This window comes from Ascidiaceihabitans sp. (assembly GCF_039986515.1).
In the GTDB taxonomy this organism is placed as follows: Bacteria; Pseudomonadota; Alphaproteobacteria; order Rhodobacterales; family Rhodobacteraceae; genus Ascidiaceihabitans.
In genome coordinates this window covers 286,984-301,047 of record NZ_JBDWQO010000015.1, presented here as the reverse complement: position 1 = coordinate 301,047, position 14,064 = coordinate 286,984, and the positions used below count along the sequence as shown (strand labels likewise).

Sequence of the window (14,064 nt, the reverse complement as noted above, 5' to 3'; positions counted from 1 at the left end):
ATGGACGGTATTTTCTACGTGATTGCAGGGGTGGCTATTGTGCTGCTTTTGAACTGGGTGCGTCAGCGCTATGCAAGTTTTGTGGCGCAAAGCCCCGATGATTATGCGCAAGATGATACGCAATTTGATGTGCGCCGACACCTGAATGGCCCGATCGTGTGCGAAGGGGTCATCTACGGCCCGCTTGGCCGCGTCACCAGCCGGTTTGTCGGCGAATTTGATTGCGAATGGACCGGAAATTCAGGGGTGATGCGTGAACATTTCCGCTATCACGACGGATCGACGCAAGACCGTCAGTGGAACCTGTCGTTGGGCAACGACGGGCGCATCAAAGCCACGGCGTCTGATGTGGTGGGCGAAGGCATGGGGGTGCAGCTGGGAGCTTCGGTTCAGTTGAAATACCGCTTCCAATTGCCAGACAGCGCGGGGGGCCATGTTTTGGACACCGTAGATTGGATGTATCTGGCGCCGAATGGAACCATCGTGAACCGGTCACAGTTCCGTAAGTTCGGGATCAAGGTGGCAGAGCTGGTGGCCACGATGCGTCCCGCGGAACAAACCATCAAGGAGGCGGCATGACATCCGAGTGGCAAGGCAAACGATATTGGTTGGTGGGTGCAAGCGACGGGCTGGGCGAAGCTTTGGCGCGCCTTCTCAGTAGGTCCGGCGCAGAGGTCGTGCTATCTGCGCGTTCTGAAGACAAACTGGCAGCGATTGTTGCAGATTTGCCGGGCAAAGCGTCTGTTCAGGTCATGGACATTTCAGACAATGACAGTGTCAAATCGGCCGCTGAGGCTGTGGGCGACGTGGACGGCGTTGTTCTTTTGGCCGGCGTGTACTGGCCGTTTGGTGCAAAAGACTGGAACGCCGACCAAGCCACTGCAATGGCAGACATTAACTTTACAGGCTTTGTGCGTGTCCTGGGGCAGGTTGTGCCACAGATGGTTGCCAAAAATGCAGGGCACATCGTCATCACCTCAAGCCTGACGGGGTTCCGCGGTTTGCCCGGCAGCATTGGCTACACCGCGTCAAAAGCGGCGACGATGTCTTTGGCGGAATGTATGTACGCCGATTTGCGCAAAACGGGTGTGCGCGTTCAGGTCTGCAATCCGGGCTTTATCAAAACGCAACTGACCGACAAGAACGATTTCAACATGCCCTTCATCATGGAAACCGACATGGCGGCGCGCGAGATGTTTGAACACATGAACGACACTGCGTTCAAGAAAAGCTTTCCAAGGCTCTTTTCGCTGGTGTTTCGGGGCGCGAACTTCTTGCCGGACTGGCTATATTACCGCATCTTTTCCTGAAAATCGCAAAGCATCGCAATCAGAAATCGACAGCGATGCCTTTGCGTTCCCAATCTCCAAATCGTACCGGTTCCGGCCCGTCACGCCCACCCAGTTCAGTGGGCAAATCAAGACCTGCGTCGGCTTTGCGGCGGGCTTCGGCCTCTGCAAGGGCGCGTTTGGCGGCGTCTGGCAGTGCCTTTTGGGTTTTGCTGTCTTCGCTCATGGGGTGGGTTCCTTTGCGGCTGTCCCCTTGATATACGCCGGGTCTTGGCGGGGGCAACCCGTGACACATGACATATAAGGGTTGAGAAATGTCTGACACAGGTGTGCAAGCGCGGCGGGCGGCAGTTTACGTGTTGGACCAGGTCTTGGGCGAAGGACGATTGATGTCCGAGGTGCTTGGCGCAGGTACATTGGACAAGCTGGACCCAAGCGATCGCGCCCGGGCGCAACGCCTTGCAACCCAAACGCTGCGCGGGCTGGAACGTGCGGACCGTGTTTTACAAAAACACCTGCAACGCACGCCACCCTTGATGGTGCACAATGCCCTGCGCGTCGGTGCGGTTGAACTGTGTCAGGGCGAAGCCGCACACGGCGTTGTCAATGCGATGGTTGAACTGGTGTCCAAACACAAGCGCTACGGCAAGATGAAAGGTCTGACCAATGCGGTGCTACGCAAGGTCGCGGCCAAAGGGCCAGAGGAGTGGGGCAAACTGCGCGCCCCGCGCTTGCCCAAATGGCTGCGTGGTCCACTTGCAGACGCTTGGGGGGCAGAGATAATGGGGCACATCGAACAAGCCCATTTTGCAGGGGCGCCCTTGGATGTGACTGTGAATGGCGACGCACAGGCATGGGCTGAAAAATTGGGCGGCTCAGTTTTACCCACGGGCTCCGTGCGCGTTACAGATGCGCGCCAGGTTTCTGCAATGGAAGGCTACGACGCGGGAACATGGTGGGTGCAAGACGCAGCCGCCGCAATCCCCGCGCAGGTGCTTGCGCCGCAGTCGGGGATGCGGGCGCTGGATCTATGTGCGGCCCCGGGTGGCAAAACCATGCAGATGGCCGCCATGGGTGCAGAGGTGACATGTGTAGATATTTCCAAAGGCCGCATGGCGCGGGTGCAGGAAAACCTGAACCGCACCGGCCTGAAAGCCAACGTCGTTGTGCAGGATGCTTTGACGCTGGACGGGTATTATGATGCGATTTTGCTGGATGCGCCGTGTTCGGCCACAGGCACAATCCGTCGTCATCCGGACTTGCCACATGCCAAGGACGGATCGGAATTCGGGGCTTTGATTGATCTGCAAGCACAGCTTTTGGACCATGCCGTAACACTTCTGAAGCCGGGCGGGCGACTGGTCTTTTGCACCTGTTCCTTGCTGCCGGACGAAGGCGAAGTGCAAATCGAAGAGGCGCTTGAACGTCATGCCGACCTGTCCATTGATCGTGACGCATTGAAGGTGGATGGTGTCGATCCAAGCTGGATCACCCAAGAAGGCGGGTTGCGGTTACGTCCCGATTTCTGGGCAGATCACGGTGGCATGGACGGGTTCTACATCGCGGCGCTTCGCAAGGCGTGATCCAATCCCTGCCGATGTAAAAATCAAGCACACAAAAATCAGTGACTTAAATTTGATCGCCAGCTAAAGTGCAGCCAAACGCCATCAGAGCGTGAAAAGGCAGAGCACTATGTCCAACCCAAACGGTTTCAAGGCCGGCAAGGCCCGTTTGCTCAATCGCGTTCATGCGCGGTTGGCGTCGCGTGCAGTGGCGGCCAAAGGTTTTACATCATCGCCCGAACCCCGCACCATTGGCAGCTTTGCCCGTGGGCGACAGCTGATTGCTGGTAATTACCTGTTTGCGGGATATCTGATCGAAGCCCCCGACGCGTCGCTTTGGCAGTTGAATACCCCTGATCCGGCCTATGATGCAGAGATGCACGGGTTTGCATGGATGGATGATCTGGCCGCTGTTGGGAACGCAAAGGCGCGCAGCAAGGCACAAGCATGGATCTGGGACTGGATACAGCGCTATGGGCGTGGCTCTGGCCCCGGATGGACGCCTGATCTGACGGGGCGGCGTTTGATCCGATGGATCAACCATGCGCTCTTTTTGTTAAGCGGTCAGGATGGGCAGGCGTCTGAGGCGTTTTATCGGTCTTTGGCACAGCAAACGCAGTTTTTGTCCAAGCGCTGGCACAGCGCCAGCCCCGGCTTGCCCCGTTTTGAGGCGCTGACAGGATTGATCCATGCAGGGTTGTCTTTGCAGGGCAAAGAAGCGTTGGCAGCCCCCGCCATCAAGGCTTTGGCCCGCGAATGTCGCAACCAGATCGATGATCAAGGCGGACTGCCCACCCGCAACCCCGAAGAATTGCTGGACGTGTTCATGTTGCTGACATGGGCTGCGGCGGTGGTGTTGGAATCAGGGCAAGACGTGCCCGAAGCCCATACCGCAGCCATCGCGCGGATCGCGCCCACGTTGCGGACCCTGCGCCATGCCGACGGTGGTTTGGCACGGTTCCATGGCGGTGGGCGCGGCATGGAAGGGTGGCTGGATCACGCTTTGGCATCCGCAGGGGTGAAAGCGGTGCAAGTGGACGGGCTTGCGATGGGGTTTGCGCGATTGTCGGCGGGGCGCACGTCGGTGATTGTGGATGCAAGCCTGCCGCCCAAAGGCAAAGCGTCCCATGACGGACATGCGTCCACGCTGTCGTTTGAATTGACCTCTGGGCGCAGGCCATTAATCGTGAACTGTGGATCGGGGGAAACCTTTGGCGCGGAATGGCGCCGCGCCGGCCGCGCGACCCCGTCCCATTCGACGTTGTGTTTGGATGGCTATTCCAGCGCACGGTTGGGGGATGCGGACCGCAGCAGCGCACATGAAGAACTGGTGGACGGGCCAAAACATGTGCCCATCGAAATGAGTCAGGCCCCCGACGGGTTGCGCTTTCAAGGGGGGCATGACGGCTTTGCGCCCGTTCATGGCCTGACCCATGCACGCACATTGGAAATGACGTTCGATGGCCGCGCCATGGCAGGTGAAGACATGCTGCTGGCCATGGAAGACGGCCCAAAACGCAAATTCGACGCCTCAATGGACGCCGCGCGACTGGCGGGCATCCCCTACGAGATACGCTTTCATCTGCATCCCGAAGTGGACGCGACGCTGGATTTGGGCGGTTCTGCCGTGTCTATGGCGCTCAAAAGCGGGGAGATCTGGGTTTTCCGCCATGAAGGCAAAGATAATTTATCCCTTGATCCAAGTGTTTATCTAGAAAAAGGCCGATTAAAGCCACGTGCGTCACAACAGATCGTTCTATCTGGTCGTGCGATAGAGTATGCCACGCGCATCCGCTGGTCCTTGTCCAAGGCGCAGGAAACTGCCATTGGCATTCGCGATCTTAGCCGGGATGAACCTGACTACTCTGAATAACCTCCAAAGGACGCCTTTTTCATGACCGATCTGTACCCCATTCGCCGCGCATTGCTTTCAGTCTCCGACAAAACCGGATTGGTTGATTTTGGCAAGGCGTTGGCCGCACGCGGGGTGGAATTGCTGTCGACGGGGGGCACGGCCAAAGCGTTGCGCGACGCGGGGCTGGACGTCAAAGATGTATCCGAGGTCACGGGCTTTCCTGAAATGATGGATGGACGCGTCAAGACGCTGCACCCTGTTGTGCATGGCGGCTTGTTGGCGCTGCGTGACAACGATGCCCACGTGGCTGCGATGGACGCGCATGACATCGGGGCCATCGATCTGGTTGTCGTCAATCTTTACCCCTTCGAGGAAACGTTGAAGCGTGGCGCAGAATACGCCGAGATGATCGAAAACATCGACATTGGCGGTCCGGCGATGATCCGTTCCGCTGCCAAGAACCACGGCTTTGTGAATGTGGTTGTTGATGTGGAAGACTACGATGTGGTTCTGGCCGATATGGCCGCCAACGACGGGCAAACAACCTATGGCCTGCGCCAGCGCTTGGCCCAAACAGCGTATGCGCGCACCGCGGCCTATGACACAGCGGTCAGCACATGGATGGCCAGCCAAATCGGCGACACGCCACGCCGCCGCACCGTGGGTGGTACATTGGCGCAGACTTTGCGCTACGGCGAAAACCCGCATCAGGCGGCTGCGTTCTACACAGACGGATCAGAGCGCCCGGGCGTGGCAACAGCTGCACAACATCAGGGCAAAGAGCTGTCCTATAACAACATCAATGACACCGATGCAGCGTTTGAACTGGTGTCTGAATTTGACCCCGCCAATGGCCCGGCAGTGGCCATCATCAAACACGCAAACCCGTGTGGCGTTGCAACCGGTGATACGCTGGCGCAGGCATATTCCCGTGCGTTTGATTGTGACCGCACGTCGGCTTTCGGTGGCATTATCGCGCTGAACCAACCGTTGGACGGCCCCACAGCGGAAGAGATTTCGGCCATTTTCACAGAAGTTGTGATTGCACCTGGTGCGGATGATGCGGCCCGTGCCGTGTTTGCCAAGAAAAAGAACCTGCGCTTGTTGACGACGGACGGTTTGGCGGATGCAAAAGCCGCTGGACAAACCATCCGTCAGGTGTCGGGTGGCTATCTGGTGCAGGACAAAGACACCGGTTTCATCACGCGTGATGATCTAAAGGTCATGACCAAGCGCCAGCCGACGGAACAGGAACTGTCTGACCTTCTGTTTGCGTGGACCGTGGCCAAACATGTGAAATCCAACGCCATCATTTACGTCAAGGACGGCGCCACCGTGGGTGTGGGCGCGGGCCAAATGAGCCGCGTAGACAGCACGCGCATCGCCGCCCGCAAGGCCGAAGACATGGCCGAAGCAATGGGGCTTCCTGCGCCATTGACCCAAGGGTCCGTCGTGGCGTCTGATGCATTCTTTCCGTTTGCGGACGGATTGATCACTGCCGCAGAGGCAGGGGCCACGGCCCTGATCCAGCCGGGGGGGTCCATGCGCGACGATGAGGTGATTGCTGCCGCAGACGAAGCTGGCCTTGCCATGGTCTTTACCGGCATGCGTCACTTCCGCCACTAAGGACAAAACCCGATGCGCTTGATGTTTCTCTTTTCCATGATCGCCTTTCTGGCGGACCAAGCCAGCAAATACTGGGTGGTCCATGTTATAGAAATCTGGAAACGTCCTGACATGTTGCCGGTGATCCCACCGGTGTTGAACTTCAGCTATGGCGAAAACCGCGGTATCAATTTCGGGCTGTTTGCCAGCGATAACGACATGATGCGTTGGGTGTTGATCGGGTTGGCCGTGGCTATTTGTGTGGCCGTGGTTTTTTGGATGCGCAAACGGGAACAGCCTTTGATCGTTCATGCAAGCGCAGGATTTTTGATCGGCGGTGCGCTGGGCAATGTCGTGGACCGCGTGTGGTATGGATATGTTTTGGATTTTCTGAACACATCGTGTTGCGGATGGGTGAACCCCACGGTCTACAATGTGGCGGATGTGTTTATAGTTCTAGGCGCTTTGGGTATGATCTTTTTCGCCAACGAGGGAAAAGACGACCCGAAGAAGGGGCGCAAAAAGGGGGCGTGACATATGTGCCCGGACTGCGATATTGAGAAGCGACAGGGAAGTGGAAGGTAACGGGATGCGTTTTGTAGTGACTGCTGTGCTGATGCTGGCCATCACGGGGTGTGCCAACACGGGCCTGCGTGATTTGCGTGGCTCTGGCGATGGGCCGGATGAATTCATTATCAACCCTGCAAAGCCGTTGGAAACACCCGAAAGCTATGCCGCGTTGCCAGCACCCACGCCGGGCGCGAACAACATTACCGATCCGACACCCTTGCAAGACGGGGCCATTGTCGTCGGTGGGCGCAGGACCTCTGCCGCGGCGGCTGTGCCTGCACGCGACGGCGCAGTTGTCAGCCACGCCAGTCGTTTTGGTGTCACGCGTGGCATCCGTTCCCAATTGGCCAGCGAAGACGAAGATTTCCGCAAACGTCGCGGTCGGTTGACGCAATACAGGATCGTTCCAGTGGACCGCTACAATCAGGTCTACAAGCGTCAGGCCATTGATCCCGATCGTGTCGCAACACAGTACCGCCGCGCCGGTGTGCCAACCCCTACGGCCCCCCCTTCAAATTAATTGTGCCTGTTGTCTGGCATTTGGACCTCACATTTTTGACAGTGCGCTTGAAGCATGCCCCACAAGACGTATCTTGTGATCCATGACGCACACCCATTCTAAAGGATCGCCTATGACCCTATTGCGCGCTGCCCTGACTTCGCTGGCATTGTTGACGCCTGTGGCCGCCACCTCAGCCGAAGACCAAGTCACAACGTTCACCTTGGACAATGGCATGCAGGTCGTTGTGGTTGAAGATCACCGCGCCCCTGTCGTGCAACATATGCTGTGGTACCGTGCAGGGTCTGCTGACGAGCCTAAAGGATCGTCTGGCGTCGCGCATTTTCTGGAACACCTTCTGTTCAAGGCCACCGATAAAATGGAAGCCGGTGAATTTTCGTCCGTGGTTGCGGCCAATGGGGGGCGCGACAATGCGTTCACCAGCTACGATTACACCGCCTACTACCAGCGTGTCGCAGCGGACCGCTTAGAATTGATGATGTCCATGGAAGCCGACCGGATGCGCAACATCCGTTTGACGGAAAAGAACATTGAAACAGAACGCGATGTGATCATTGAAGAACGCAACCAACGCACTGAAAACAGCCCCCGGGCGCTGTTTTCCGAACAAATGAATGCAGTGCAATATCACAACCATCGCTACGGTGTGCCTATCATCGGCTGGATGCACGAGATGGAAACACTGGATATGGACGACGCACTGTCGTTCTATGAAATCTACTATTCTCCGAACAATACGATCCTTGTTGTGTCGGGGGACGTTGAACCAGAAGACGTACGCACGCTGGCTGAAAAACACTATGGCGTCATCCCCGCGAACCCCGATTTGCCGACGCGCCTGCGCACGGAAGAACCGCCGCAAACCGCAGAACGCCGGTTGATGTTTCGTGATCCGCGTGTGTCACAAGAATATGTGGCGCGTAGTTATTTGGCGCAAGAACGTGATGCCGGGGCGCAACAAGAGGCGGCGGCCCTTACATTTTTGTCCGAAATTTTGGGCGGCGGCACCACATCGTACCTGACTGAAAAGTTGCAGTTCGACACGCAAACGGTGGTGTTTTCGGGGGCATTCTATCGCGGCACATCACTGGATGATACGACCTTTGACGTGATTGTGGTGCCATCACCCGGCGTCAGCTTGCAAGAAGCCGAAGACGCAATGGACGCAGCCCTTGACCAATTCATGATTGATGGTGTGGACCCCGAACAGCTTGAGCGGTTGAAAATGCAGCTGCGCGCTGAACAGATCTATGCCCGCGACAATGTCGACGGGATCGCGCAGCGCTATGGCTCGGGACTGACATCGGGGCTGACGGTTGAGGACATTCAGGCGTGGCCTGATGTTCTGGACGCTGTGACAGGCGAAGATATCATGGCCGCGGCCAAGCGGGTGTTCAACCGCGAGGCCTCTGTCACCGGGTGGCTTATGAAGGAAGAGGGAGCAAACCAATGAGGGTCCTAAGCATTCTGGTTGCAGCCATGTTGTTGGCGTTGCCTGCACGCGCCGAAGTCAAAATTGAAGAAGTTGTGTCGCCGGGCGGGATCACCGCATGGCTTGTCCAGGAACCTTCAATCCCGTTCATGGCGCTTGAAGTGCGCTTTCGGGGGGGTGCGTCACTGGACCGCGATGGAAAACGGGGCGCCATCAACCTGATGACGGGGCTTTTGGAAGAAGGGGCCGGCGATCTGGACAGCCGCGGTTTTTCCAAGGCCGTGGAAGGCTTGGCTGCAAGCTTCGGATACTCTGTGGGGCCAGACAGGCTGTCTGTTTCAGGACGGTTTCTGACCGAAAACCGAGACGAGGCAATTGCGCTGCTTCGGGCATCTCTGATTGAACCCCGGTTCGAACAAGCCGATATTGACCGCGTGCGGGAACAAGTGCTGACTGGCATCCGGTCGGGGCTCAAAGATCCGGACACGATTGCCGACGCGGCGTTTGCAGAACTGTCTTACGGCGATCACCCTTACGGCAGCAATCTGGACGGCACACTGGACAGCGTTGCGGCCTTGACGCGCGATGACATCGTGAATGCGCATGGGGACGTGTTGAACAAGGAACGCATTTATGTGGGCGCGGTGGGCGACATCACACCAGAAGAACTCGGGACGCTGCTGGATACGCTTTTGGGGGATCTGCCGCAAAAGGGTGGAACGATGCCGGGGCGGACAGATATGATGGCGCCGGGCGGTGTGACGGTGATTGATTTCAACACACCTCAATCTGTGGCTGTGTTCGGGCAAAAAGGGATCAAACAAAGTGATCCGGACTTTTTCGCCGCAACACTTCTGAACCAGATCCTTGGAGGCGGGTCGTTCGAATCGCGGCTGATGGAAGAGGTGCGTGAAAAACGGGGGCTGACCTATGGGGTCTACTCCGCGCTTGCACCACGTGATTTGGCCGAATCCTACGTGGGACGGGTTGCTTCCGCAAACGAACGAATTGGTGAAGCAATTGACGTGATCCGTGATGAATGGGTGAAAGCGGCTGAAAACGGCGTAACCGCGGAAGAGCTGAAAAACGCGAAGACCTATATGACGGGGGCGTACCCGCTGCGGTTTGACGGGAACGGACCTATCGCAAAAATCATGGTGGGAATGCAGATGATCGGACTTCCGATCGACTACATCGCGACACGCAACGACAAGGTGGAAGCCGTAACATTGAAAGATGTAAAACGGGTCGCGGCAGAGCTTTTAAAACCTGAAAGCCTTCATTTTGTTGTGGTGGGAAAACCGGTCGGTGTGGAAAACACGACAGACAACTAAGCTTCCTTTCGCGGCAAATACTTTGGGGAGCGCGAGGGGCAACGCCCCTCGTCCAAAGGGATTACGTCGCGCGACAGCGCGGCCGTTTGATCAAACGCGGTGATAGGGCAGGCCCGCCAGTATGGAAGCGGACCGGTATAGCTGTTCGGCCAACATGACGCGCACCATCATATGGGGCCAAACCATTGCGCCAAATGACAACAGATGATCCGCGTCGTTGCGCAGATTTTTATCAATGCCATCGGCGCCACCGATGATCAAAGCCAGATCAGACCGGCCCGTGTCGCGCCATGCCCCTAAACGCTTGGCGAACGCGGGTGAGGTTTCGATTTTCCCACGTTCATCAAGACAACAGATGACGGCACCTTTTGGCACGGCACGACGCAAAAGTTCTGCCTCTGCGCTCATGCCTGCATTTTTGCGATCTTCAACTTCAATGACACGCGCAGGGCCAAGGCCAAGGCCACGGCCTGTGCGATCAAAACGTTTGATGTAGTCGGAAATCAGGTCCGCTTCTGGGCCGCCACGCAAGCGGCCCACAGCGCATATATGAACACGCATCTATTTGCGGTCAGTGCGTGGTTTCGACCCCGGTGCCCGGCATCCACATCTTTTCAAGCTGGTAGAATTCGCGCACTTCGGGGCGGAACACATGAACGATAACATCGCCTGTGTCGATCAAAACCCAGTCGCCGGTTTCTTTGCCTTCCATACGTGATGTGCGGCCAAACTCGGCTTTCAGATGCTCCACCAGTTTCTCGGAAATGGCGGCCACCTGACGGGACGACCGGCCAGAGCACACGACCATGTAATCGCCGATTGCCGTCTTGCCACGCAGATCAATCTGCACAACATCTTCGGCTTTATCGTCGTCTAAAGATTTTAAAATCGCAGCCAGTAGCAAATCACTTGTGGCCGTTTTGTAGCCTGCCGTCATTGCGGCAGCCTGCGCGTCAGTGGCCGATGCCACCTCGGATTGGATTGACAGGACATTGTCCTCCTAAGAGCCGCGCCGTCAGAGCCCCGGCGCTGGGATAGGGAATCATACCAAGAAGAACCTTAAGGTTCAATGACAGTGACCTAAGCTGCGGCACACATATGCGTTTTTGCACCATATGCCGCACGCCACATCGCGTGCAGATGCAAAAGAGGCGCGCGTGAAAACCTATGGGCTTCTTCCCAAACCCGCCCGTTTTGCACAAAATACCCAAGTTTGGCTTCGGCTGCCAACGCCTTTCCGTAGGCTGAAGGGTTCGGCAAGCATGCAGCAGGCAAATGCGTTAAATCGGCAGGCGTGGCCCGTTCAAACAGCAAAGCGCTGTCGTCTTGGGACAGATTCACACAGCGCGTGCCTTCTGCGGCGGCCATCAGGGCCAGCCTCGCAGAGCTTGCACCAAGGTCCATCAAGCTGATGTCGTCGCGCAAAGGGTCCGGCGCACCCGTGCCATAAAAATGGGTGGGGCCGGTTTTGGCATAGACCATATCGCATCCGATAAAGGCCATCACCCGTGGACGCAAAGCGTGCAGCGCCCAGTAACCGGCTGTGAATGCCATGGTCGCCCCCGCATAGACAAACCCGCCGTAAGCATTTTGGGCCGGCACGAACTGGTCGGCCTCGATACGTCGTTGGGAGGGCTGCAAGGTCGGGGGATGCCGGTCTTTCGGGAAATCCTCAGGATAGATCAGCGCATTCCAATCGGGCCTGATCCGCCACGCGTTGTTGATGGCAATGATCTGGTCAAAGCCGGACCATTGGGTGCAATCCACCGCATTGGGTCCGCTGCCCACAATGAGGACAGTGTCGTTTTTGAATTGGGGCATTTGAAGCCTTCCGCGCAATTCATGGGACCACACGAGATAGGCCTGATAAGCGCCCAAGCAAGTTAATCGTTTGCACAGAACGGGACGTATGGCGGATTCTGGCGCAGATACAAAATGCTGTTGCGCTTGGCGGTCTGCAAATCCTGCTCTGAGACAATGGCTTCGACCCCGCCCACCAACGGATCATCCAGTGAAATTTCGGTGGCACATATCCGTGCCAAAACAAGGTCTTCGGTGTGATATTTGGACAGGTCCACATCCAGCCCCAATCCGATGATCCGCAGTGCTTCGGCATTGGGGGTTTCCACCAGAACGTCTGCGCCCGGTCCCGCGACAATGGAAAGCGATCCGCGTTTGCCTTTGCCGCCAAAACTGGAAATAGTCTTGGCGTCGACCTCAAATTTGGCACGGTATCCGCGCTTGGCGTCGACATCCAACCACGTCAGATCAAACCGCAACCGCGTTGAAAAGGGCCCATCAAACAGCATTGACCTTGAATGGCCCCGCCCCATTACGGAGGTTTCCAGGGCAATCACATCATTGTGGATCAACGTCATTATGGCCGGAGTTGAAGGATGCGACCGCACGTTCAATCGCATCTCTTTCATACGCAGACTGTCAGCCACCCAAGCGGTTGCCCCCAACCCCGCCAAAACCAGTGCCGCCAAACATGCCCAAACCTTGATTTGTTCAGTCGATGGCGTCGGCACTGTCTTTCAACACCTTCACTTCGCGCTGCGGGAACGGAATGGAAATGCCGTGGTCCTTAAACGCATCCCAAAGCGCCAGATATACGCCGCCCCGGATGTTGGTAAGACCGCCCGTGGGGTCTTTGATCCAGAAGCGCAGGATGTAATCCACCGAACTGTCGCCAAAGCCTACGATATGGCATACGGGGCGTTTGGGATAATCCAGCACGCGGTCCACGGTGGTCGCGGCCTCGATCGCGAGTTCGCGGACCTGATGGGGGTCGTCGTCGTAAGCGGTGCCAAAGAAAATATCGAGCCGCACATAATCGTTGGAATGGGACCAGTTCACCACTTGGTTGGTGATCAGGTCCTCGTTCGGGATCAGGTATTCCTTGCCGTCCCGCGTGACGACGGATGCGTAACGCGCACCCAGTGTTTGTATCCATCCAAAGGTCTCGCCCAGTGAAATCACATCGCCGGGTTTGATCGATTTATCGAGCAAAATGATCACCCCCGACACAAGGTTCGAAATGACCTTTTGCAAGCCAAAGCCAAGGCCCACACCAATGGCCCCGGTCAGAATTGCAAGGCCTGACAGGTCGATGCCGACCGAATTGATGCCTACAAAGAACGCAATGCCATAGAGCAGGATTTGCACAGCCTTGACGGCCAGAACCTGCATCGATGGGCTGATGTCTTCGTTGCGCCGGATTGTGGTTGCGGTGGTGTTGGACACCAACCGCGCCCCTGTGAACAGGATGCCGATAAGAACGATCGCCGACAAAAGCGTCAGCACAGAAATGCGGAAATCCCCGAAACTGATGTCGAAACTGTCGAGGAATTGTTTGAAATCGTCAGATAGGTTCAAATAGTAAAGGGTGACGTAAATCCACAAACACCACGTCACAAGGCGGCGCAAAAAGCGGTTGCGCACAAATCGTGTGGCAAAGCCAATGACCAGCCACGCGATCGCTAAAGTGCCAGCAAGCCCGATCAGATAGGACCGCGAGGGCCACGTGACGGCCTGCATGACGGCCCAAATGCCCCATGCGAAAAAGCAAAACCAGATCAGCCCGAAACGTCTGCGGATCTGTACGATCATGCGCAATTGCCATGTTTTCCAACCGTCACGGTTGCGCACAAAGTTTTGCAGCCAGATGTCGGAGACCTTGTGCAAGCCATAGGCCAGCACCATCAACCCCAAAACGATCAGCACTTGATACAACCGCCATCCGGGCACCAGCAAGCTTTGGGCGAAGTTGCCGGCGGAGATAAGCAAAGAGCTGAACTGCGCCATGAAGTCGATTGTTGCGGTCTCGTCGTTGCCCATATGCACCCCTTACTTTGTCAAACTTTGCATGAATGGCGGATGTGGTGCAATCCACAC

Annotated in this window: 15 protein-coding genes; 9 read left to right on the top strand and 6 right to left on the bottom strand. The window is 56.8% G+C overall.

Features of this window, described 5'->3' with window-relative positions:
* The gene (locus tag ABJL60_RS16075; RefSeq protein WP_348285746.1) at nucleotides 1-579 is read left to right on the top strand and encodes a DUF3833 family protein; all 579 of its coding nucleotides are present in this window, start codon (nucleotides 1-3) and stop codon (nucleotides 577-579) included.
* Nucleotides 576-1,310, top strand: coding sequence for an SDR family NAD(P)-dependent oxidoreductase (locus ABJL60_RS16070; protein WP_348285745.1), 735 nt, complete (start codon nucleotides 576-578; stop codon nucleotides 1,308-1,310). Before ABJL60_RS16075 ends, ABJL60_RS16070 begins: the two co-directional genes overlap by 4 nt.
* A 19-nt stretch (nucleotides 1,311-1,329) precedes the next feature.
* Here the strand turns inward: ABJL60_RS16070 and ABJL60_RS16065 are convergent, their stop codons facing one another.
* Nucleotides 1,330-1,515, bottom strand: coding sequence for a DUF1674 domain-containing protein (locus tag ABJL60_RS16065; RefSeq protein ID WP_108829764.1), 186 nt, complete (start codon nucleotides 1,513-1,515; stop codon nucleotides 1,330-1,332).
* Between the two features lie 88 nt (nucleotides 1,516-1,603).
* On the opposite strand from ABJL60_RS16065, the gene ABJL60_RS16060 reads away from it, so the two are divergent.
* From ABJL60_RS16060 to ABJL60_RS16030, 7 genes are all read left to right on the top strand, one after another.
* Nucleotides 1,604-2,872, top strand: coding sequence for an RsmB/NOP family class I SAM-dependent RNA methyltransferase (locus ABJL60_RS16060; protein WP_348374598.1), 1,269 nt, complete (start codon nucleotides 1,604-1,606; stop codon nucleotides 2,870-2,872).
* Between the two features lie 109 nt (nucleotides 2,873-2,981).
* Complete coding sequence (locus ABJL60_RS16055; protein WP_348374597.1) at nucleotides 2,982-4,724, top strand: heparinase II/III family protein; 1,743 nt, start codon at nucleotides 2,982-2,984, stop codon at nucleotides 4,722-4,724.
* 21 nt (nucleotides 4,725-4,745) lie between these two features.
* Entirely contained in the window at nucleotides 4,746-6,332 is a 1,587-nt protein-coding gene (gene purH, locus ABJL60_RS16050) for a bifunctional phosphoribosylaminoimidazolecarboxamide formyltransferase/IMP cyclohydrolase (RefSeq protein ID WP_348285742.1), read from the top strand.
* A gap of 12 nt (nucleotides 6,333-6,344) precedes the next feature.
* Nucleotides 6,345-6,845 (top strand): signal peptidase II, encoded by a 501-nt coding sequence (gene lspA / locus ABJL60_RS16045; protein WP_348374596.1) that lies wholly within the window; start codon nucleotides 6,345-6,347, stop codon nucleotides 6,843-6,845.
* Nucleotides 6,846-6,900: 55 nt separating this feature from the next.
* Complete coding sequence (locus tag ABJL60_RS16040; RefSeq protein WP_108829759.1) at nucleotides 6,901-7,401, top strand: DUF3035 domain-containing protein; 501 nt, start codon at nucleotides 6,901-6,903, stop codon at nucleotides 7,399-7,401.
* A gap of 112 nt (nucleotides 7,402-7,513) precedes the next feature.
* Nucleotides 7,514-8,854 (top strand): pitrilysin family protein, encoded by a 1,341-nt coding sequence (locus ABJL60_RS16035; RefSeq protein ID WP_348374595.1) that lies wholly within the window; start codon nucleotides 7,514-7,516, stop codon nucleotides 8,852-8,854.
* Entirely contained in the window at nucleotides 8,851-10,167 is a 1,317-nt protein-coding gene (locus tag ABJL60_RS16030) for a pitrilysin family protein (protein WP_348374594.1), read from the top strand. The genes ABJL60_RS16035 and ABJL60_RS16030 overlap by 4 nt, the downstream gene beginning before the upstream one ends.
* Before the next feature lie 90 nt (nucleotides 10,168-10,257).
* Here the strand turns inward: ABJL60_RS16030 and rlmH are convergent, their stop codons facing one another.
* The 5 genes from rlmH to ABJL60_RS16005 form a co-directional block, all read right to left on the bottom strand.
* A complete protein-coding gene (gene rlmH / locus ABJL60_RS16025; protein ID WP_348374593.1) occupies nucleotides 10,258-10,728 on the bottom strand; it encodes a 23S rRNA (pseudouridine(1915)-N(3))-methyltransferase RlmH in 471 nt (156 codons plus the stop codon).
* A gap of 10 nt (nucleotides 10,729-10,738) precedes the next feature.
* Nucleotides 10,739-11,104, bottom strand: coding sequence for a ribosome silencing factor (gene rsfS / locus ABJL60_RS16020; RefSeq protein WP_348374592.1), 366 nt, complete (start codon nucleotides 11,102-11,104; stop codon nucleotides 10,739-10,741).
* Between the two features lie 143 nt (nucleotides 11,105-11,247).
* Entirely contained in the window at nucleotides 11,248-11,988 is a 741-nt protein-coding gene (locus ABJL60_RS16015) for a hypothetical protein (RefSeq protein ID WP_348374591.1), read from the bottom strand.
* Between the two features lie 62 nt (nucleotides 11,989-12,050).
* Complete coding sequence (locus tag ABJL60_RS16010) at nucleotides 12,051-12,698, bottom strand: hypothetical protein (RefSeq protein WP_348374590.1); 648 nt, start codon at nucleotides 12,696-12,698, stop codon at nucleotides 12,051-12,053.
* Entirely contained in the window at nucleotides 12,679-13,974 is a 1,296-nt protein-coding gene (locus tag ABJL60_RS16005) for a mechanosensitive ion channel domain-containing protein (protein WP_348374647.1), read from the bottom strand. The genes ABJL60_RS16010 and ABJL60_RS16005 overlap by 20 nt, the downstream gene beginning before the upstream one ends.
* Nucleotides 13,975-14,064: the final 90 nt, after the last annotated feature.

Excerpts from the sequence above, each read along its gene's own strand:
- ABJL60_RS16015 (WP_348374591.1), bottom strand. The coding sequence starts at position 11,988 with ATGCCCCAATTCAAAAACGACACTGTCCTCATTGTGGGCAGCGGACCC.
- purH (WP_348285742.1), top strand. The coding sequence starts at position 4,746 with ATGACCGATCTGTACCCCATTCGCCGCGCATTGCTTTCAGTCTCCGAC.
- lspA (WP_348374596.1), top strand. The coding sequence starts at position 6,345 with ATGCGCTTGATGTTTCTCTTTTCCATGATCGCCTTTCTGGCGGACCAA.
- ABJL60_RS16060 (WP_348374598.1), top strand. The coding sequence starts at position 1,604 with ATGTCTGACACAGGTGTGCAAGCGCGGCGGGCGGCAGTTTACGTGTTG.
- ABJL60_RS16035 (WP_348374595.1), top strand. The coding sequence starts at position 7,514 with ATGACCCTATTGCGCGCTGCCCTGACTTCGCTGGCATTGTTGACGCCT.
- ABJL60_RS16075 (WP_348285746.1), top strand. The coding sequence starts at position 1 with ATGGACGGTATTTTCTACGTGATTGCAGGGGTGGCTATTGTGCTGCTT.
- ABJL60_RS16030 (WP_348374594.1), top strand. The coding sequence starts at position 8,851 with ATGAGGGTCCTAAGCATTCTGGTTGCAGCCATGTTGTTGGCGTTGCCT.
- ABJL60_RS16040 (WP_108829759.1), top strand. The coding sequence starts at position 6,901 with ATGCGTTTTGTAGTGACTGCTGTGCTGATGCTGGCCATCACGGGGTGT.
- ABJL60_RS16070 (WP_348285745.1), top strand. The coding sequence starts at position 576 with ATGACATCCGAGTGGCAAGGCAAACGATATTGGTTGGTGGGTGCAAGC.
- rsfS (WP_348374592.1), bottom strand. The coding sequence starts at position 11,104 with ATGACGGCAGGCTACAAAACGGCCACAAGTGATTTGCTACTGGCTGCG.
- ABJL60_RS16055 (WP_348374597.1), top strand. The coding sequence starts at position 2,982 with ATGTCCAACCCAAACGGTTTCAAGGCCGGCAAGGCCCGTTTGCTCAAT.
- ABJL60_RS16005 (WP_348374647.1), bottom strand. The coding sequence starts at position 13,974 with ATGGCGCAGTTCAGCTCTTTGCTTATCTCCGCCGGCAACTTCGCCCAA.
- rlmH (WP_348374593.1), bottom strand. The coding sequence starts at position 10,728 with ATGCGTGTTCATATATGCGCTGTGGGCCGCTTGCGTGGCGGCCCAGAA.
- ABJL60_RS16065 (WP_108829764.1), bottom strand. The coding sequence starts at position 1,515 with ATGAGCGAAGACAGCAAAACCCAAAAGGCACTGCCAGACGCCGCCAAA.